General features: G+C 73.0%; 18 protein-coding genes. 7 read left to right on the forward strand and 11 right to left on the reverse strand.

The window, feature by feature from the left end:
• The first annotated feature begins 34 nt into the window (after positions 1–34).
• Both FGD68_RS12670 and FGD68_RS12675 read left to right on the forward strand, forming a co-directional pair.
• Positions 35–565, forward strand: coding sequence for a YbhB/YbcL family Raf kinase inhibitor-like protein (locus FGD68_RS12670; RefSeq protein WP_104236285.1), 531 nt, complete (start codon positions 35–37; stop codon positions 563–565).
• A gap of 22 nt (positions 566–587) precedes the next feature.
• Positions 588–974 carry a hypothetical protein gene (locus tag FGD68_RS12675; protein WP_119372996.1) on the forward strand — a complete coding sequence of 129 codons (387 nt, stop codon included), beginning with the start codon at positions 588–590 and terminating at the stop codon, positions 972–974.
• A 72-nt stretch (positions 975–1,046) separates the two neighbouring features.
• On the opposite strand, the gene FGD68_RS12680 is transcribed toward FGD68_RS12675, so the two are convergent.
• Complete coding sequence (locus FGD68_RS12680) at positions 1,047–3,320, reverse strand: polyribonucleotide nucleotidyltransferase (protein ID WP_119372995.1); 2,274 nt, start codon at positions 3,318–3,320, stop codon at positions 1,047–1,049.
• Between the two features lie 476 nt (positions 3,321–3,796).
• Positions 3,797–4,066: a 30S ribosomal protein S15 gene (gene rpsO / locus FGD68_RS12685; RefSeq protein ID WP_012038735.1), complete on the reverse strand. Its 270-nt coding sequence runs from the start codon at positions 4,064–4,066 to the stop codon at positions 3,797–3,799.
• A gap of 206 nt (positions 4,067–4,272) precedes the next feature.
• Between rpsO and FGD68_RS12690 the strand changes: the two genes are divergently transcribed.
• Both FGD68_RS12690 and FGD68_RS12695 read left to right on the forward strand, forming a co-directional pair.
• Positions 4,273–5,625, forward strand: a complete 1,353-nt coding sequence (locus tag FGD68_RS12690) for an MFS transporter (protein WP_237609520.1) — start codon at positions 4,273–4,275, stop codon at positions 5,623–5,625.
• A complete protein-coding gene (locus tag FGD68_RS12695; RefSeq protein WP_237609521.1) occupies positions 5,622–6,383 on the forward strand; it encodes an HNH endonuclease family protein in 762 nt (253 codons plus the stop codon). Before FGD68_RS12690 ends, FGD68_RS12695 begins: the two co-directional genes overlap by 4 nt.
• A gap of 242 nt (positions 6,384–6,625) precedes the next feature.
• On the opposite strand, the gene FGD68_RS12700 is transcribed toward FGD68_RS12695, so the two are convergent.
• The 3 genes from FGD68_RS12700 to FGD68_RS12710 form a co-directional block, all read right to left on the reverse strand.
• Positions 6,626–8,209: a DASS family sodium-coupled anion symporter gene (locus tag FGD68_RS12700; RefSeq protein WP_237609522.1), complete on the reverse strand. Its 1,584-nt coding sequence runs from the start codon at positions 8,207–8,209 to the stop codon at positions 6,626–6,628.
• A gap of 104 nt (positions 8,210–8,313) precedes the next feature.
• A complete protein-coding gene (locus FGD68_RS12705; protein WP_182480928.1) occupies positions 8,314–10,590 on the reverse strand; it encodes a HelD family protein in 2,277 nt (758 codons plus the stop codon).
• Between the two features lie 103 nt (positions 10,591–10,693).
• Entirely contained in the window at positions 10,694–11,182 is a 489-nt protein-coding gene (locus FGD68_RS12710; RefSeq protein WP_119373225.1) for a VanZ family protein, read from the reverse strand.
• Positions 11,183–11,424: 242 nt separating this feature from the next.
• On the opposite strand from FGD68_RS12710, the gene FGD68_RS12715 reads away from it, so the two are divergent.
• Positions 11,425–12,678 carry a cobalamin-independent methionine synthase II family protein gene (locus FGD68_RS12715; RefSeq protein ID WP_119373226.1) on the forward strand — a complete coding sequence of 418 codons (1,254 nt, stop codon included), beginning with the start codon at positions 11,425–11,427 and terminating at the stop codon, positions 12,676–12,678.
• A 73-nt stretch (positions 12,679–12,751) separates the two neighbouring features.
• On the opposite strand, the gene FGD68_RS12720 is transcribed toward FGD68_RS12715, so the two are convergent.
• Positions 12,752–13,279, reverse strand: coding sequence for an adenine phosphoribosyltransferase (locus FGD68_RS12720; RefSeq protein WP_119373227.1), 528 nt, complete (start codon positions 13,277–13,279; stop codon positions 12,752–12,754).
• Positions 13,280–13,398: 119 nt separating this feature from the next.
• On the opposite strand from FGD68_RS12720, the gene FGD68_RS12725 reads away from it, so the two are divergent.
• Positions 13,399–14,130: a M50 family metallopeptidase gene (locus FGD68_RS12725; RefSeq protein ID WP_119373228.1), complete on the forward strand. Its 732-nt coding sequence runs from the start codon at positions 13,399–13,401 to the stop codon at positions 14,128–14,130.
• Between the two features lie 71 nt (positions 14,131–14,201).
• On the opposite strand, the gene FGD68_RS12730 is transcribed toward FGD68_RS12725, so the two are convergent.
• The 5 genes from FGD68_RS12730 to FGD68_RS12750 are packed head-to-tail and all read right to left on the reverse strand — an operon-like array spanning position 14,202 to position 17,781.
• Positions 14,202–15,035 (reverse strand): aldo/keto reductase, encoded by an 834-nt coding sequence (locus FGD68_RS12730; RefSeq protein ID WP_119373138.1) that lies wholly within the window; start codon positions 15,033–15,035, stop codon positions 14,202–14,204.
• A gap of 22 nt (positions 15,036–15,057) precedes the next feature.
• A complete protein-coding gene (locus FGD68_RS12735) occupies positions 15,058–15,672 on the reverse strand; it encodes a signal peptidase II (protein WP_119373137.1) in 615 nt (204 codons plus the stop codon).
• A 9-nt stretch (positions 15,673–15,681) separates the two neighbouring features.
• A complete protein-coding gene (locus FGD68_RS12740) occupies positions 15,682–16,209 on the reverse strand; it encodes a hypothetical protein (RefSeq protein WP_119373136.1) in 528 nt (175 codons plus the stop codon).
• A gap of 49 nt (positions 16,210–16,258) precedes the next feature.
• Positions 16,259–16,825 carry a type 1 glutamine amidotransferase domain-containing protein gene (locus FGD68_RS12745; RefSeq protein WP_119373135.1) on the reverse strand — a complete coding sequence of 189 codons (567 nt, stop codon included), beginning with the start codon at positions 16,823–16,825 and terminating at the stop codon, positions 16,259–16,261.
• A 53-nt stretch (positions 16,826–16,878) separates the two neighbouring features.
• Positions 16,879–17,781 (reverse strand): SMP-30/gluconolactonase/LRE family protein, encoded by a 903-nt coding sequence (locus FGD68_RS12750; RefSeq protein WP_119373134.1) that lies wholly within the window; start codon positions 17,779–17,781, stop codon positions 16,879–16,881.
• Between the two features lie 258 nt (positions 17,782–18,039).
• Here FGD68_RS12750 and FGD68_RS12755 point away from each other — a divergent pair, with 258 nt between their 5' ends.
• Complete coding sequence (locus FGD68_RS12755; protein WP_104236270.1) at positions 18,040–18,600, forward strand: Dps family protein; 561 nt, start codon at positions 18,040–18,042, stop codon at positions 18,598–18,600.
• Positions 18,601–18,696: the final 96 nt, after the last annotated feature.

Below are 18,696 nucleotides of genomic sequence, written 5' to 3' on the forward strand. Positions count from 1 at the left end.
GCTGGGGAGGTCAGCACCACCGAGAGGAACCCACGTGCCCAACGACCCGCTCCACCGCCTGCCGGATGCCGCCCCCTTCCACCTCACCAGCCCCGACTTCGCCGACGGGGCAGCGCTGCCCCAGTCCGCGCGCGGTGCCGGACAGGGCGGCGAGGACCGGTCCCCCACCCTCACGTGGACGGGCGCGCCCGCCGCGACCCGCAGCTACGTGCTCACCGCGTACGACCCCGACGCCCCGACCGGCAGCGGGTTCTGGCACTGGGCGGTGCGCGGGATCCCCGCGTCCACCACGGCGCTGCCCGCCGGTGCCGGCGATCCGGATTCGGGTCTCCTGCCCGAGGGCGCCGTGACCCTGCACAACGACGCGCGCGCGACGGGCTTCTTCGGGGCGACGCCGCCCGCGGGTCACGGCACGCACCGATACTTCTTCACCGTCACCGCGCTCGACGTGGAGTCGCTGGACATCCCGGAGGGCGCGACCCCCGCGATGCTCGGCTTCCTGATGCTCCCCCACGTGATCGGGCGCGCCCAGCTCATGGGCACCGCGATCAACGTCGCGGACTGAGCGACCGGATCGAGGCGACGACGTGACCGACGAGGGCGGCCGACCGGCGTCGGGCGAGGGCGACGACGCCCGCGCCCGTCGGCGGCGCCTCGTGCTGGTCCTCGCGGTGATCGCCGCCGTCCTGGTGATCGCCGGGGTCATCGCGGCGCTCACGCTGTCGCAGGGCGACGGCGAGCAGGTGCCGCCCGTCCCGACCACCGGCGAGCCCGGCACCACGCCCGACGTCACGCCGTCGTCGCCGGCTCCCGACCCGACGTCGTCACCGGCTCGGGCGCCGGCTCCGGCTCCGGCCGAGCCGGCGCCGACGCCCGCACCGAGCCCGACCGCGGATCCCACGCCGTCACCGTCTCTCTCCGCGCCGCCCGCGCAGGACGTGCCGTACCCGACGGATCCGGACGACGGGAAGTAGCCCGCAGACGACGGATGCCCGCCCCACCGAGGTGGGACGGGCATCCGGTTTGTTCGGGTGCTGCGGCGGGGACTAGCCCTCCGCAGGCGCCTCGGAGCCGTGGCTCGCGGCGTCGCGGCCCTCCTGATCGGCGGCCTCCTCCATCACGGGAGCGAGCGACAGCTTGCCGCGGTCGTCGATCTTGGTGATCTCCACCAGGATCTTCTGGCCGACCCCGAGCACGTCCTCGACGTTCTCGACGCGCTTGCCGCCGGCGAGCTTGCGGACCTCGCTGATGTGCAGCAGGCCGTCCTTGCCGGGGAGCAGCGAGACGAAGGCGCCGAACGTCGCGATCTTGACGACGGTGCCGAGGAAGGACTCGCCGACCTCGGGGTTCGTCGGGTTCGCGATGGCGTTGACCTGCGCACGCGCGGCCTCAGCCGACGGGCCGTCGACGGCGCCGATGTAGACGGTGCCGTCCTCCTCGATGGAGATGTCAGCGCCGGTCTCGTCCTGGATGGCGTTGATCGTCTTGCCCTTGGGGCCGATGAGCTCGCCGATCTTGTCGACGGGGATGTTGACCGAGATCACGCGAGGCGCGGTCGGGGCCATCTCGTCGGGACCGTCGATGGCCTGGTTCAGCACGCCGAGGATGGCCGTGCGGGCCTCCTTCGCCTGCTTGAGCGCGCCGTCGAGGACCGAGGTCGGGATGCCGTCGAGCTTCGTGTCCAGCTGGATGGCCGTGACGAACTCCGACGTGCCGGCGACCTTGAAGTCCATGTCGCCGAGCGCGTCCTCCGCGCCCAGGATGTCGGTCAGGGCCGCGTAGCGGACCTGGCCGTCGACGGTGTCGGACACGAGGCCCATGGCGATGCCGGCGACGGGCGCGCGCAGCGGCACACCCGCGTTCAGCAGCGACAGGGTCGAGGCGCAGACGGAGCCCATCGACGTGGATCCGTTGGACCCGAGGGCCTCGGACACCTGGCGGATCGCGTAGGGGAAGTCCTCGCGGCTCGGCAGCACCGGCACGAGGGCGCGCTCGGCGAGGAAGCCGTGCCCGATCTCGCGACGCTTCGGCGACCCGACGCGACCGGTCTCACCGGTGGAGTAGGGCGGGAAGTTGTAGTGGTGCAGGTAGCGCTTCTTCGTGATGGGGCTCAGCGAGTCGATCTGCTGCTCCATCTTGAGCATGTTCAGCGTGGTGACGCCCAGGATCTGGGTCTCGCCGCGCTGGAAGATGGCCGACCCGTGGACGCGCGGGATGACCTGCACCTCGGCGTCGAGCGGGCGGATGTCGGCGAGGCCGCGGCCGTCCATGCGGATGCCGTCGCGGAGGATCCGGCCGCGGACGACCGTCTTCGTGACGGACTTGTACGCCGCGGAGAACTCGGTGAGCGTGGACTGCGGCAGCTCGCCGGCCTCGACCTTGGCGGCCACGGCCTCCTTGGTGCGGGTCTTCAGTGCGTCGTCCGCGTCCTGGCGCTCGATCTTGTCGGCGATCTGGTACACGGTGCCCAGCTCGTCGAGGGCGAGCGCGCTGACGGCGTCGTAGGTCTCCTGCGCGTAGGGCAGGAAGACCGGGTAGTCGACCGTCGGCTTCGCGGCCTGCTGCGCGAGCGAGGCCTGCGCGGCGACGAGCTGGCGGATGAACGGCTTCGCGGCCTCGAGTCCCTGCGCGACGACGGCCTCGTCGGGCTTCGTGGCGCCGCCCTGGATGAGGTCCCAGGCACCCTCGGTGGCCTCGGCCTCGACCATCATGATCGCGACGTCCTCGTTGCCCGCGGAGTCGGTGACGACGCGGCCGGCGACGGTGATGTCGAAGACGGCCTCCTTGAGCTGCGAGTGCTTCGGGAAGGCGACCCACTGGTCGCCGATGAGCGCGAGGCGCACACCCGCGATGGGGCCGGAGAACGGGATGCCCGAGAGCATGGAGGAGGCGCTCGCCGCGTTGATGGCGAGGCTGTCGTAGAACTCGTCCGGCGCGATGCTGAGGACGGTGATGACGACCTGGACCTCGTTGCGGAGGCCCGTGATGAACGACGGGCGCAGCGGCCGGTCGATGAGGCGGCAGACGAGGATCGCCTCGGTGGAGGGGCGGCCCTCGCGGCGGAAGAACGAGCCGGGGATCTTGCCCGCGGCGTAGCTGCGCTCCTCGACGTCGATGGTCAGGGGGAAGAAGTCGAAGTTGTCCTTCGGGTGCTTGCCCACCGAGGTGGCGGACAGCAGCATCGTGTCCTCGTCGAGGTACGCGGCGACCGCGCCCTGCGCCTGCTGCGCGAGGCGGCCGGCCTCGAACCGGACCGTGCGCGTTCCGTACTTGCCGTTGTCGAGGACTGCCTCGGCGAACTTGATCTCTGGACCTTCCATTGAGGTCTCTCTCCTTCGTGTTGCGCCTCTCGGCGACGCCCGTCGGGCGCTCGTCCTGCATCCCGTGTGGATGCGGACCTCCTGCGACAGAGGAGGAGCGGGCGAGGCGACACCGCGGCGCCCGCCTGATGCGGATCCCGGGTGCACGTGCGCGGCTGGTTCCGCTCGCCGACCGGTGGCCGACGGCGGCGGGCGCATGTCTGGCCATCAGTGGGAATGCTCCGAGCGACTCGGAATACCACCACCAACGACCAGCTCCTGCCGGCCAGCTCCATCTGTCGTGATCGCATCGTGACGCTGGGCGTCCGCTGGATCACTTCGGACATGGTAGCACCCGGCCCCTCTCGGGCCCGGGATGGCGGGGATCGCCGGGTGTCGGGCGGACGACGCTCCCGTGAACGACGGACGGGCCGCCACCCGGAGGGTGACGGCCCGTCTGCTTCGCGATACGTGCGATCAGCGACGCGTGATGCGTGTCAGCGGCGGATGCCCAGGCGCGCGATCAGGGCGCGGTAGCGCTCGATGTCGACGTTGGACAGGTAGCCGAGGAGACGGCGACGCTGGCCGACCAGGAGGAGCAGGCCACGACGCGTGTGGTGGTCGTGCTTGTGCTCCTTGAGGTGCTCGGTGAGGCCCGTGATCCGCTTGGTGAGGAGCGCGATCTGCACCTCGGGGGATCCGGTGTCACCGGGGTGGGTCGCGTACTCGTCGATGATCGCCTTCTTGACGTCTGCTTCCAGAGCCATGTGATGATCCCCTCTCGTGTTCGTTGCGCGGCGCCCGTCACAGGATGTGCGAGCTCTCTTGATCCGCGGCCGTTCAGACGGCAACCGCACGAGCATACCAGAGGGGGAGGACCGCACCCGCGGACGGACGGGCGCCGCGCGCGGGGGCGGCGTCGATGATCTCGGCTAGCGTGGAAATCCACTCTAGAGAGACGACGCAGCGACACGTGAGCACCCCGCCCGAGACCTCCCCCATCCCGATCCCCGACGAGCGGCAGGTGCGCGGCAGCCACTTCGTCGACCTGTCGCCGCTGAAGGAGAGCCCCGCGTTCGCGCGGCTCTGGGCGGGCAACGCGATCGCGGGCATCGGCAGCCAGATGACGGTGGTGGCGATCGGGCTGCACGTGTACGAGCTGACGGGATCCACCGGCTCGGTCGCCCTCGTGGGGGTGCTGTCGCTGCTGCCGATGATCATCGCGGGGCTCTACGGCGGCATGCTCGCCGACGCGTTCGACCGGCGGAAGGTCGCGCTCATCGCGTCGTGCGTGGCGTGGGGGTCGACCATCCTGCTGGCGGCGCTCGCCTGGACGCACGCGGAGACGGTGTGGTCGCTCTACGCCCTCAGCATCCTCAACGCGGTGGCGGCCACGGTGATCGGCACGAGCCGGCAGGCGATCCTCCCCCGCATCCTCCCGCCGCACCTGCTGCCCGCGGCCAGCGCGCTCGGCGGGATCAGCCTCGGCGTCATGGTGACGGTCGGGCCGGCGCTCGCGGGCGTGCTCGTCGCGTCGGTCGGGTTCCAGTGGACCTACACGGTCGACGCGGTGCTGTTCCTCGCGGCCTTCACGGGCGTGCTCGCGCTGCCGCGGATCGCGCCCGAGGGCGAGGTGCAGCGGCCGGGGCTGGCATCGATCAGGTACGGGCTCGGGTTCCTCCGGACCGCGCCGAACATCCGCATGTCGTTCATCGTCGACATCATCGCGATGACGTTCGGGCAGCCGCGCGTGCTGTTCCCGGCCGTGGGAGCGGTCGTGCTCGGCGGCGGACCCGTGACGGTCGGGATCCTCACGGCGGCCGGCGCCGTCGGCAGCCTCGTGAGCAGCGTGCTGAGCGGATCCGTCGGCCGGGTGACGCGCCACGGCCGGGCCATCCGCTGGGCCATCGTCGCGTACGGCCTCTCCACCGCGGGCTTCGGCCTCGTGCTGCTCCTCGCGTCGACGCCGGGCGTGCTGCACGGCATCGGGTCGCGCATCGAGGACGCGAGCATCCCGGGCATCGTCGCGGCCTCGGTGCTGCTGGCGCTCACGGGCGCGGCCGACAACATCTCCTCGATCTTCCGCAACACGATGCTGCAGACCGCGGTGCCCGACAACATGCGCGGACGGCTGCAGGGCATCTTCATCGTCGTGGTGACGGGCGGGCCGCGGCTCGGCGACGCGTACATCGGCATCGTCACGCTGTTCGCGTACCTGTGGGTGCCGTCGCTCGTGGGCGGGCTGCTGATCGCGGTGGTGGTGTGGATCCTGATCCGCGCGCTGCCGTCGTTCGAGCACTACGACTCCCGGAACCCGACGCCGTGACGCGGCGCAGACGGCGGCGGACGCCCGTGCTCGTGACGCTGGCCGCGCTCGTGCTCGTGCTCGTGGCGGCGCTCGTGCAGTGGCGCGGGGACCCGGGCGTCGGATCGGGCCCGGCCGGTGGCGGGACGTCGGGGCTCGGTGCGGAGCCGGGGTCCACCGGATCGGCGCGCCTCGCCCTCGACGGGCTCGAGGTGCGGGCCGCGGATCGCGTCGACGGCTACGACCGCGAGTCGTTCGCCTGGCGCACGGACGTCGACCGCAACGGCTGCGACACGCGCAACGACGTGCTGCGGCGCGACCTGGCCGGCGCGGAGATCCGCGGCGGGACGCGCGGCTGCGTCGTGCAGGCGGGCGTGCTGGAGGACCCGTACTCGGGGGCGCGGGTGTCGTTCGACCGGTCGCGCGATCCGGAGGCGGTGCAGATCGACCACGTCGTGTCGCTGTCGGACGCGTGGTCGTCCGGCGCCTGGCGCTGGGATGCCGACTACCGCGCGGCCTTCGCGAACGATCCGCTGGAGCTGGTCGCCGCGTCCGCCGCGGAGAACAACGCCAAGTCCGACGCGACGGCCGACGCGTGGCTGCCCGACGACCCGGCCGACGCGTGCGCGCTCGTGGTGCGGCAGGTGTCGATCAAGGTGCGCACCGAGCTCAGCGTGACGCGGGCCGAGCACGACGCGATGGCGCGCGTGCTCGACGGGTGCGGCGACGTGACGCTCCTCAGCTCCGACGACGTGGGCTGGCCGGCGCCGGTGCGCTGACGCCACGCGCACAGGGAGCGGTCACCTGACTGGCCCCAACCGATCTCCCGCCCGGTCCGAAGACACTGCAATGCTCCGGACCACCAGAGACGCGATGCACGACGGGTCCGGATGTCATGGGGAGAGCGGTCGCACGGACGGCGCACGGAGAGGGGTCTCGGCGCCGGGACCACGACCGCAGGGCCGGCCCGTCATCGGGTCGGCCCATCTCCCTGCCCTCGGGCGGTCGCGCTGACGCTGCGTCAGGCCAGGAGACCGAGCACGCCCATCCACGCGGTGCCGACGACGCCCCAGATCACGATGAGCACCACGGCCATCACGAAGCCGACGCGGAACCACTCCTTAGTCGTGACGTAGCCGGATCCGAAGACCACGCCCGACGGCCCCGACGCGTAGTGCGAGATGCCGCCGAAGAGGTTGCCGATGAAGCCGAGCACGAGCGCGGCGAACAGCGGCGGCGTGCCCGTCGCGACCGCGGCGCCGAGGAAGACCGCGTACATCGCGACGATGTGGGCCGTGTTCGACGCGAACAGGTAGTGCGAGAGGAAGTACACGAGCGCGAGCACCGCGAAGGCCCACGGCCAGGGCAGGCCGCCGACGGATCCGGAGACGGCGCCGCCCACGAGGTCGATGACGCCGAGCGCGTCGAGCTGGTCGGCCATGCCGACGAGCACCGCGAAGAAGATGAGCGTCGACCAGGCGGAGGCGTTCGCGGCGAGGTGCGACCACGTGAGGACGCCCGTCACGAGCAGCACCGCGATGCCGCCGAACGCGGCGGCGGTCGCGGGGATGCCGAGCAGCGATCCGCCGCACCAGAGCACGAGCAGCAGCACGAAGGTCGCGGCCATGATCCGCTCGTGACCCGACAGCGGGCCGAGCCCGCGCAGCTCCTCGAGCGCGTGGGCGGGGGCCTCGGGCGTGCGGGTGAGGGTCGGCGGGTACACGCGCGACATCGCCCACGGGACGACGACCAGGCTGACCAGGCCGGGCACGAGCGCGGCGAGCGCCCAGCCGCCCCAGGTGACCTCGATGCCGATGTCGGCTGCGGCCTTCTGCGCGACCGGGTTCCCGGCCATGGCCGTGACGAACATGGCGGAGGTGACGGTGTTGACCTGCACGCTCGTGAGCGCGAGGTAGGAGCCGAGGCGGCGGCGCGACGCGTCGGAGTCGGGGGTGGATCCCTGCACCCGGCTGAGCGACGCGACGATCGGGTAGACGACGCCGCCCGCCCGCGCGGTGTTCGACGGCGTCGCGGGAGCGAGCACCAGGTCGGTGAGCGCCATGCCGTAGGCGAGGCCGAGGCTGGATCCGCCGAGGCGCGACACGAACGCGAGCGCGATGCGGCGGCCGAGGCCCGTGACGAGGAAGCCGTCCGCGATGAAGAACGACGCGACGATGAGCCAGATGGTGGGGTTCGCGAAGCCGACGAGCGCCTCGCCGTCCGTGGTCATGGTGCCCGTGAGCATGGCGACCGCGAGGCCGGTGAGCGCCACGGGCGCGGTCGGCAGCGGCTGGAGGATCAGGGCGAGGACGGTGCCGACGAAGATGCCGGCCATGTGCATGCCGCGGGGGTCGACCCCGGCGGGCGGCGGGACGAGCGCGATGCCGACCGCGACGACCACGATGACGACGACCTGGACGGCGCGCGCGCGGCGGGCACTGCGGGCGGCGGCCGCGGCGTCTGCGGCATCCTCATCGGGGGCGGCGACGAACGCGACCCCGTCAGGCGCCGGATCCGCCTCGTCCCGCTCCGCTCCCCCGGGCGCGGGATCCGTCCCGGTGCCGGATGCGGACGAGGGGCTGGGGGATGCGGGAGGAGGGGTCATGACCGGCCCATCCTCCGCGCGTGCGGAGCCGCGTGCCACTTGTCTTCATAGTGTTCACGCGAGCCCCGCGCGCGGGCCCGGGACGCGTCGGGCGGGCCCGCGGATCAGGCGGTGAAGCCCGTCGACGTGACGATGTGCAGGCGCTGCGTGGGCCGGGTCATCGCGACGTAGAGGCCGGCGGCGCCGCGCGAGGTGTGGGCGAGGATCTCGTCGGGCTCCGCGATGACGACGACGTCGAACTCCAGGCCCTTCGCCTCCTGGGATCCGAGCACCGCGATGGGCCGGCCGAGGCCGCCTACGCCGATGCCGACCGCGGATCCGAACCGCTCAGCGAGCGCGCGGTGCAGCTCCTCGACGCGGTCGTCGCGCGCGATGACCGCGAGCGTGCCCTGGTCGCCGCCCTCGCGCTCCTCGTCCACCACGTCGACCACGGCGGAGACGACCTCGTCGGCGTCCACCTCGACCGTGTCGATGGGGTGGTCGCCCTCCCGGACGGCGCGCGAGCGGGTGACCGGGAGGCCGTGCGCGATGGCCATGCGCTCGGCGGCCTCGGCGATCCGGGCGGGCGTGCGGTAGTTGACGGTGAGCTCCTCGAGGCGCCACTCGCGGCCGAGCACCGGCCCGAGCGCGTCCTGCCAGCTGGTGACGCCGACGGCGGAGCTGGCCTGCGCGACGTCGCCCACGATCGTGAACGAGCGCAGCGGGCAGCGACGGAGGAGCACGCGCCACTGCATGGGGCTGAGCTCCTGCGCCTCGTCGACCACGATGTGGCCGTAGGTCCAGGTGCGGTCGGATGCGGCGCGCTCCGCGGTCGTGCGGCGCGCGGCCTGCTCGGCGAAGCCCTCGGCGAGGCGCTCGGCCGTGACCATGCCGCCGACGCCCATGTTCTCGATGGCCTGTTCGGCGTTCTCGATGTCGCGGAGGCGCTGCTGCTCGCGCTCGCGGGCGCTCGCGTCGGCCTGCGCGCTGAACTCGCCGAGGAGCTCGGCCGCCTCGTCGAGCAGCGGCACGTCGGCGATCGTGAACGGCGCGTCGCGGTCGCGGCGGAGGAGCGCGCGCCGCTCCGGGCTCCAGCGCGGGGTGAGCGAGGCGAGCCAGTTCGGGCGCGCGTAGAGGTCCTGGATCAGCTTCTCGGGGGTGAGCGGCAGCCACGCGGTGTTGAGCGCGACCTTCACGTCGTACGAGGTGCGGAGGTCCTCGCGGAGCATGGCGAGGTCGCTGTCGTCGAGGGCGCTGCCGTTGCGGCGCATCTGCGACGCGAGGACCTGGGCGAGGGATCCGAGGGCCGCCTTGTTGAAGACCACGCGGGCCTCGTTGTGCGGCTTCCGGCTGTCCTGCGCGCGGCGGAGCGCGTTCGCCACGAGCGACGGCTCGAGCACGATGCGCTCTCCGTTGACGTCGAGGGGCACGGCCTCGGTCGGGACGACCTGGCGCGAGCGCACGGCGCGCTGGAGGAGGCCGGCCATCTCGGCGGATCCCTTGACGGCTGCGACCTCCGGCGCGTCCTCGCCCGCGGCGTCGATGCCCGGGTAGAGCTGGCCGACGCTCGCGAGCACGACGCCCGTCTCGCCGAGCGACGGCAGCACGGCCTCGATGTACTGGAGGAAGGACCGGCTGGGACCCACGACGAGCACGCCCGAGGACGCGAGCCGGTCGCGGTGCGAGTAGAGGAGGTACGCCGCGCGGTGCAGCGCGACCGCGGTCTTGCCGGTGCCGGGCCCTCCCTGCACGACGAGCACGCCGCGGAGGTCGGCGCGGATGATGCGGTCCTGCTCGGCCTGGATGGTGGCGACGATGTCGTTCATCCGGCCGGTGCGGCCCGCGGCGAGCGCGGCGAGCAGCGCGCCCTCGCCCTGGAGGCTGGTGCGGCCCTCGTCGAGGAGCGTCGGGTCGAACACCTCGTCCTCGACGTGCACGACCTCGCGGCCGTGCGTCGTGAGGTGGCGGCGGGCGCGGGCGCCGAGCGGGGTCGCGGCGGTGGCCTGGTAGAACGCGCTCGCCTGGGGCACGCGCCAGTCGAGGAGCAGCGGCTGGAGGTCGTCGTCGCGGAGGCCGATGCGGCCGATGTACCTGTAGACGGGATCCCCGTCGCCGACGACCCGCGCGGGCGCACCGTCGCGGGGCTCGTCCTCCGGCAGGTGGCCGTCCTCGAACTCGAGGCGGCCGAAGACGAGGCGCTCGTCGACCTCGCGGAGCGCCTGCAGGCGGTCCTCGTAGATGCGGGCGAACGCGTCGCGCTCGGAGCGGTTCTGGTGCGTCCCGCCGGTGGGGCTGTCCCGCACCGCCGTCAGCTGATCCCGGGTCTCCGCGCGCACCGCGTCGAGTCGCCCGTAGAGGCGGGTGACGTACGCCCGCTCGCGCTCCAGCTCCGTACCGGTCACCTGCACACCCCTTGGAATCCGGCGTCAATCCTATCGAGCCGAGGGGGCCTCCCCTGACCGCGGGCGCCCCCGACGACGACGGCGCGCGACGGCCGACGTCGGGTCAGCGGCGCGTGCCGACCAGGCCCTGCGGGCCCGTGGTCGCGGGCTGCGGGCTGCGGCGTAGCGCGCGGCGGCGGGCGTTCTCGGAGCGGGCGGTGAGGATCAGGACCACCACCACGCCGACGAGGGCGCCGAGTCCGTTGTGCACGATGTCGCGCATGTCGGAGACGCGCGTGGGGAGGAACGCCTGCGCGGTCTCGATCAGCGCCGAGAGGCCGACGCCGAGCGCGATCGCGAGCCACCAGCGCGAGCGACCGAGGAGCAGCACGAGGAACATGCCGACGGGCACGAACATCGCCACGTTCGCCGCGCCCTCGACGGCGGAGTACGTGATCCACGAGGTGCCGTCGTGCCGGTGGAGCGCGCGGAGGGCCCGGAAGAGGTAGCCGTCGATGCGGCGGTCGTAGGGCTCCGGCGACAGCGTGATCCACGCGACCAGGCCGAGGTACAGGGCCGTGACGGTTCCGAGGACGGGGTGGCGGAGCAGCATCCGTCCATCATCCGGGCTCGCCCCTGTGCGCCGGATCCGCCGGAGGTGCCGGTTCCGTGACGCCCTGTTGCGGCCGACCCGTCCTCGGGGATGACCCGGTGGCACCATGTGCGTGCAGCGCATCCCGCGAAGCCTCGCGTCCCCCCGCATCCGCGGCCGGACACCGCCTGCGATCAGTTCCCGCTCGCCGCGGGCGGTCGTGCGAGGCCGCCCGACGGCACGAGAGACCCGCGGAGGTCCCCATGCTCGACAGCACCGACCGGATCCAGACGTCGCACGCCGGCAGCCTGCCGCGGACGGACGCGCTCATCGCCGCCAACGCGGCGCGCGCCGACAGCCGGAAGGCCGTGCTCGCGGGCGCTGACGCGTCGTCCGCGCCTGCCCCTGACGACGACGGCCTGGACGCCGTTCTCGCCGACGCGGTCGACGGCCTCGTCGCCCGCCAGCGCGAGGTCGGGATCACGGTGCCCGGCGACGGCGAGTACGGCAAGGCCATGTCGAGCGCGATCGACTACGGCGCCTGGTGGTCGTACTCGTTCCAGCGGCTCAGCGGGCTCGAGCTCGTGCCGGGCGGCCCGTTCTCCTCGGAGCCCGTGCGCAGCTCGCCCGGGGACGTGAGGCTCACGACCTTCCCCGACCGCCGCGACTGGACGATCTTCGCCGACGCCTACCGGGACCCGTCGAGCGGCATCACCGTGGGCGACGCCCCCATCGAGTTCCCGAGCGCCACCGGCCCGGTCTCCTACACGGGCCACGAGGCGATCCAGGCCGACATCGCGCACCTGAAGCACGCGCTCGACGAGAACGGGTACGAGGAGGGGTTCATCACGTCCCTCTCCCCCGGCAGCGCCTCCCGCATCGGCAACCTGCACTACGCGACCGAGGAGGAGTTCATCTGGGCGTGCGCGGACGCGATGCGCGAGGAGTACGTCGCGATCATCGACGCGGGGCTCGTGCTGCAGATCGACGACCCGTCCATCGCGGAGAACTGGGACCAGATCAACCCGGAGCCGAGCGTGGAGGACTACCTGGCGTTCACGCGCATCCGGGTGGAGGCGCTCAACCACGCGCTGCGCGGGCTGCCGCAGGAGCGGATCCGCTTCCACCTCTGCTGGGGCTCGTGGCACGGGCCGCACACGACGGACATCGAGTTCCGGCACCTCGTGCGGACGATGCTCGAGATCGACGCGGGCGCGTACTCGTTCGAGGGCGCGAACGCGCGGCACGAGCACGAGTGGCGCGTGTGGGAGGACGTGGAGCTGCCCGACGGGAAGCTCATCGTCCCGGGCGTCGTCGGGCACGCGACCAACGTGGTCGAGCACCCCGAGCTCGTGGCCGACCGGATCGAGCGCTACGCGCGGCTCGTGGGCCGGGAGCGCGTGATCGCCTCGACCGACTGCGGGCTCGGCGGGCGGATCCACCCGCAGATCGCTTGGGCGAAGCTCGAGAGCCTGGCGCAGGGCGCGGAGATCGCGACGCGGCGGCTCTGGAGCTGACGGGCGCGCGGGTCGCTCTCGCGACGAGGGCCGGACGCGTGATGCGTCCGGCCCTCCGTCGTCGTGCCCGGTGTCAGAGCGAGAGGATCGCGTGCACGTCGTGGCCGGCCAGACGCGCGCGGCCGCCGAGGTCCGCCAGCTCCAGCACGACGCCGATGCAGGCGACCTCGTAGCCGGCGCGCTCGAGCAGGCGCGCAGCCGCCTCGAGGGTGCCGCCGGTCGCGAGCACGTCGTCGAGGAGCAGCACGCGGGATCCGGGCGCCAGCTGTCCGGGGTGCAGCTCGATGGCCGCCTCGCCGTACTCGAGCGCGTAGGTCTCGCGGAGCACCTCGCCGGGCAGCTTGCCGGCCTTGCGCACCGCGAGGGTGCCGACGCCGGACGCGTAGGCGGCGGCCGCCGCGAGCAGGAAGCCGCGCGCCTCGACGCCCGCGACGGCGTCGACGGGTCCGACGGCCGCCACGAGGTCGTCGACCACGGCGCGCAGGGCCGGGCCGTCGGCGAGCACCGGGGTGAGGTCGCGGAACAGGATCCCCGGCTGCGGGAAGTCGGGGACGGTGAGGAGCAGGGACTGGACGATCTCGGAGACGCGGGTGTCGGGCACCCGACAACGGTAGTCGGTGGCCGGGCGGCGGTCGTCCGTCAGGCGGATGTGGTGGGCTGGGCGCTCCCCCGGTGACCGCACCACGCGACCTCACCACCACCCGACCCCAGGAGCACCTGATGGACCCCGTCGAGATCGTCCGCGACGTCGTCGCGCGCGCGACCGCCGTCGAGACACCGCTCGATGCGGGGCCCGCGCTCGTCGCCGTCGCGCTCGCCGCGGTGCTCGTGATCGTGCCCGCCGCATGGCGGCTCACCCGGCACGCCGTGACGATCGTGCACGAGGGCGGCCACGGGCTCGCGGCGACGCTGAGCGGGCGTCGGCTCGCGGGGATCCGGCTGCACTCGGACACCTCGGGCCTCACCGTGAGCGTCGGCCGGCCGCGCGGGCCCGGCATGGTGATCACGCTGCTGGCGGGCTACCCGGCTCCCGCCCTCGCGGGGCTGGGTGCCGCCTGGCTCGCCGGATCCGGCCGCTCGGCCGCCGTCCTGTGGCTGTGGCTGCTGCTGCTCGCGCTCGTCGTGATCCAGGTGCGCAACTGGTTCGGGCTGTGGTCGTGCCTCGTCGCCGGCGTCGTGGTCGGCGTGGTCGCGGGCGCGGCCCCGATCGTGGTGCAGGGCGTCGCGGCGCACGCACTCGCGCTGTTCCTGCTGCTCGGCGCGCTGCGGGCGACGCTCGAGCTGCAGCGGTCCCGATCCCGCCGGGGCGGCGGTGCGTCCGACGCGGACCAGCTCGGGCGGCTCACGCATCTGCCGGGGATCCTGTGGGTCGGCGTGCTCGTCGTCGTCGCGGCCGCGTGCCTGGTCGCGGGCGTCGCGCTGCTCGGCATCCCCGCGCTGCTCGGGGGCTGACCCGCCCCGCACACGGCGCGGCCGCCGCGCCCCGGAGGGACGCGACGGCCGAGCCATCCGGAACGGGAGCGCTACATCTCCTCGTGCGTGTCCGGGTCACCGTCCCAGAGGCGCGACTGCGGGCCGGAGCCGATCGCGCGCACCTCCTCCTCGGTGAGCTCGAAGCCGAAGACGTCGAGGTTCTGGCGCTGACGCTCGGGATCCGTGGACCGCGGGATCGGCAGCGCGCCCGACTGGACGTGCCAGCGGAGCACGGCCTGCGTCGGCGTGACGCCGTGCGCCTCGGCGGCGGCCACCACGTTCTCGTCCTGCATGAGCTGCTCGCGCGTGCCGAGCGGCGACCAGCTCTCCGTCACGATGCCGTGCTCGGCGTGGAAGGCGCGCAGCGCGCCTTGCGCGAACGTCGGGTGCAGCTCGACCTGGTTGACGACGGGCAGCACGCTCGTCTCGTCCTGCAGGCGCGTGAGGTGCGCGGGCGTGAAGTTCGAGACGCCGATGGACCGGACGAGGCCGCGCTCCTTCAGCTCGACGAACGCGCGCCAGCTGTCGACGTACCTGTCGACGCTCGGGTTCGGCCAGTGGATGAGGTACAGGTCCACGTAGTCGACGCCGAGCGACGCGCGCGACTCCTCGAAGGACGCGAGGGTCTCGTCGTAGCCGTGGTGGCGGCCGGGCAGCTTGGTGGTGAGGAAGAGCTCCTCGCGGGGGACGCCGGAGCGGCGCATCCCCTCGCCCACCGCGGCCTCGTTGCCGTAGTTGAGGGCCGTGTCGAGCAGGCGGTAGCCGGCGCCGATCGCGCCGGACACGAGCTCGGCGCCCGCGTCGTCGTTCAGCCCGTACGTGCCGAGGCCGATGGCCGGGATGCGGTTCCCGTCGGACAGTTCCAGTGTGGGGATCGTGGTCATCCCCTCACGCTACGCCGGGGCGTCAGGCGCGGTCGGTGGCCGCGGATCCGGTGTCGGGGGCCGAGTCGACGGCCGCGTGGTCCGCATCCGCGTCCGCATCCGCCTCGCGCGCGTCGGCCACGTGGTCGCGTCCGAACACGGTCGTGAGGGCCCACGCGATCATGCCGCACACCGTGAGGATGTCGGCCACGTTGAAGACCGCGAACCACTCGACGGCGATGAAGTCGACGACGTGGCCGGACAGCGGTCCGTCCTCCGCGCGCGTGATGCGGTCGAAGAGGTTGCCGAGCGCGCCCGCGAGCACGGCCGAGAGCAGCAGCACCTGCAGCAGCGACGCGCGGTGCCGGATCTGCCACCCGACCCACACGGCGAGTCCCAGCGCGAGCGCCATGATCCCGACGGTGAGCAGCGGGCCGACCTCGGCGCCCATGCCGAAGGAGACGCCCGGGTTGTAGACGAGCGCGAAGCGCGCGGTCGGGAACAGCGGGATGGTCTCGCCGCCGCCGAGAGCGTCGACGGCCCAGCGCTTGCTGAGCTGGTCGAGGACGAAGCCCACGACCACCACGACGACCGCGAGCGCCACGACGACGGGGCGGGAGGTGCGGGGACGGCGTGCGGCGGGGGGTGCTGTGGTCACGCGATGAGCCTAGGCGGTGGTCGCGGCCGGATCCTCCGGGTCGCGGGCGTCGGCCGGCGCGATGGGCGCGGCGGCGGCCCGGTCGCGGATCCGCGTGGCCGCCTCACGCGGGAACGTGCTGCGGACGAGGTGGCGGGTGCCGTCGGCCGCCTCGATCGCGACGGCGGTTCCCGCGTCGAGCAGGATCGCCGCGCCGCCGCCCGGCAGCCGCCGGACGCCGATCCCGCCGACGGTCCGCGGGCGGAGGTGGTCGACGACCGTGCAGTCCGCGACGGCGGAGTACGGGATCCGGATGCGCGTGAGCGGCACGAGCGCCACCTCGACCTCGTCGGGGTCGAGCGTGATGCGGATCCGGAGCGAGCCGACGACGGCGCCGGCCGCCACCAGCAGGACGGCGACGACCACGCCGAGCGCGGAGCCCCCGGTGGCGATGAGAGCCACGAGGCCGACCACCGCGATCACCAGCCCGGCGAGGCGGACGGCGCGCGGCGCCGGCGTGGTCTGGCGGAAGCGCGCATCGGGTGAGGGCGTGGTCACGCCCTCACCCTAGGTGCGCGGGCCGTCCGGGCCGCGGTGCCGCGACGGATCAGGCGTGCTGCTCGTCGTGCTCGCCCTCGGCGATCTCCTCGATCAGCTTCGCGGTGAACGCGGGCAGGTCGTCGGGGTTGCGGCTGGTGACGAAGCCGCTGTCGACCACGACCTCCTCGTCGACCCACTCGGCGCCGGCGTTCCGGAGGTCGGTGGCGAGCGTCGGGTACGAGGTCATGCGGCGGCCGTCCACCACGCCGGCCTCGATGAGGATCCACGGCGCGTGGCAGATGGACGCGACGGGCTTGCCGGCCGCGAAGAAGGCCTTCGCGAAGGCGACCGAGTCGGCGTCGACGCGGAGGTCGTCCGCGTTCACGACGCCGCCGGGCAGCACGAGGCCGTCGTAGTCGGCCGCGTCGGCGTCCTTCACCTGCACGTCCACGTCGAACGTGTCGGCCTTGTCGATGTGGTTCAGGCCCTGCACCGTGTCCGACTTCGGGGACACGAGGACGGGCTTCCCGCCGGCCTCCTGCACTGCCTTCCACGGCTCCGTCAGCTCGACCTGCTCGAAGCCGTCCGTCAGCAGGAAGGCCACCGTGCGGCCCTGGATGCTCTCTCCGGTCATGTGCGTTCCTCCTCGTGAGAGTGTCGCCGCCCGGTCGGACGGCCTCCTCGACGCTACGCCCGCGGAGCTCCGTCGACCACGGTGCGGAAGACGTTCACGGGGCGCCCGGACACGGCGGTGTCGATCGCGAAGACGCCGCCGGAGAGCGGGTGCTCCTCGAGCTGCTCCTCCGTGAGGTTCTCGCGGGCGGTGCCGATGACCAGGGTGCGGAGGTCGGGTCCGGCGAAGGCCACCGAGGTGACGTTCGGCGCCGGGATCTCGAACTCGAGGTCCTTCGTGCCGTCGGGCGCCCAGCGGATCACCTTGCCCGCGCCGTAGATCCCGTTCCACGCGTACCCATCCACGTCGAGGGTGAGGCCGTCGCTCATCTCGCCGTGGATCCAGCGCTCGAGGTCGCCGAGCCCGCCGTCGGCCGAGTAGGGGGCGCGGTAGACGGTCTGCGCCCCGGTGTCGGTGAGGATCATGGTCCGGCCTGCGTCGGTCCACTCGAAGCCGTTGGCGACGGCGAAGCCGCCGAGGAGCGTGCGCAGGGCGCCGGATCCGTCGACCGAGTAGACGGCCCCGTCCGGCTCGCCCTCGGTGACGTCCATCGACCCGACGACGAAGCGTCCCTCCGGATCGACCTTGCCCTCGTTGAGGCGCATGCCGTCGTGGGCGTGCTCGACCCGGGCGAGGTCGCGCGTGATCCGGCCGGCGCGGTCGACGAGCACGATGCGGTCGCCGAGCCCCGCGACGAAGCCGCCGTCGTCGGCCGGCTGGAAGGACGCGAGCGGCGGCGGCAGCTCGAGCACGGTGTCGGCGGATCCGTCGACCGCGCCCTCCCACGGGCTGCGGTGCAGCGTGCCCGCGGTGATGTCGTTCCACATGACGTCGCCGGCCGGATCCCACCAGAGGCTCTCGACGAGGATCGCGCGGGCGTCGCGCAGGACGCGGAGGTCGGAGGTGATGGCGGTCATGGATCCAGCCAAGCACCGGAGCGTCGGTGCGTCGGTGCGTCCGTGCGTCCGCAGAGCGAAGCGACCACCCCCGTCGCTGGGCGCAGACTGTGAGCGCCCTCATCGTTCGTGCGACGAGGAAGCGGCGGGCGTACCGTCGAGGGGAGGCCGGACGACGCGCGAGAGCGCGCCCGGCCCGCGGGCAGGATCCCACCGGACGCCTCCCCGCACGGATCGGGAACCCCCGACCCCACGAACGAACAGAACGAGGAGTCGCACATGACCACGACCGTCGAACGCCCCACCAGCGCATCCGAGAAGGCCACCCAGCCCGAGGGCTCCAAGCCGACCAAGCGCCAGAACGCCGAGCGGGGCTTCACGGCCTCCGAGCAGCTGCACGAGAACATGCAGAAGGTGCTCGTCGACCTGATCGAGCTGCACATCCAGGGCAAGCAGGCGCACTGGAACGTCGTCGGCAAGAACTTCCGCGACCTGCACCTCCAGCTCGACGAGATCATCGACTCGGCCCGCGAGTTCAGCGACGACCTGGCCGAGCGCATGCGCGCCCTGCACGCCACGCCGGACGGGCGCAGCGACACCGTCGCCGAGAACACCACGCTCCCCGAGTACCCGCAGGGCGAGGTGGACACGGCCGAGACCGTGGACCTCGTGACCCAGCGCCTCGAGGCCGCCGTGCACACCATGCGCGAGGTGCACGACGACGTCGACGAGGAGGACCCGACCACCGCGGACCTCCTCCACGGCTTCATCACCGCGCTCGAGCAGTACGCGTGGATGGTCTCCGCGGAGAACCGCCGCGTCGGCTCGGCCGCCGAGTAGCGCGAGCAGCACGCACGTCACGACCCGAGGGCCGCGCCGCCAGGTGCGGCCCTCGTCGTGTCCGCGAGGGCACGGCAGACACACCACGACGCCCCT

This window comes from Clavibacter californiensis, assembly GCF_021952865.1.
Lineage (GTDB): Bacteria > Actinomycetota > Actinomycetes > Actinomycetales > Microbacteriaceae > Clavibacter > Clavibacter californiensis.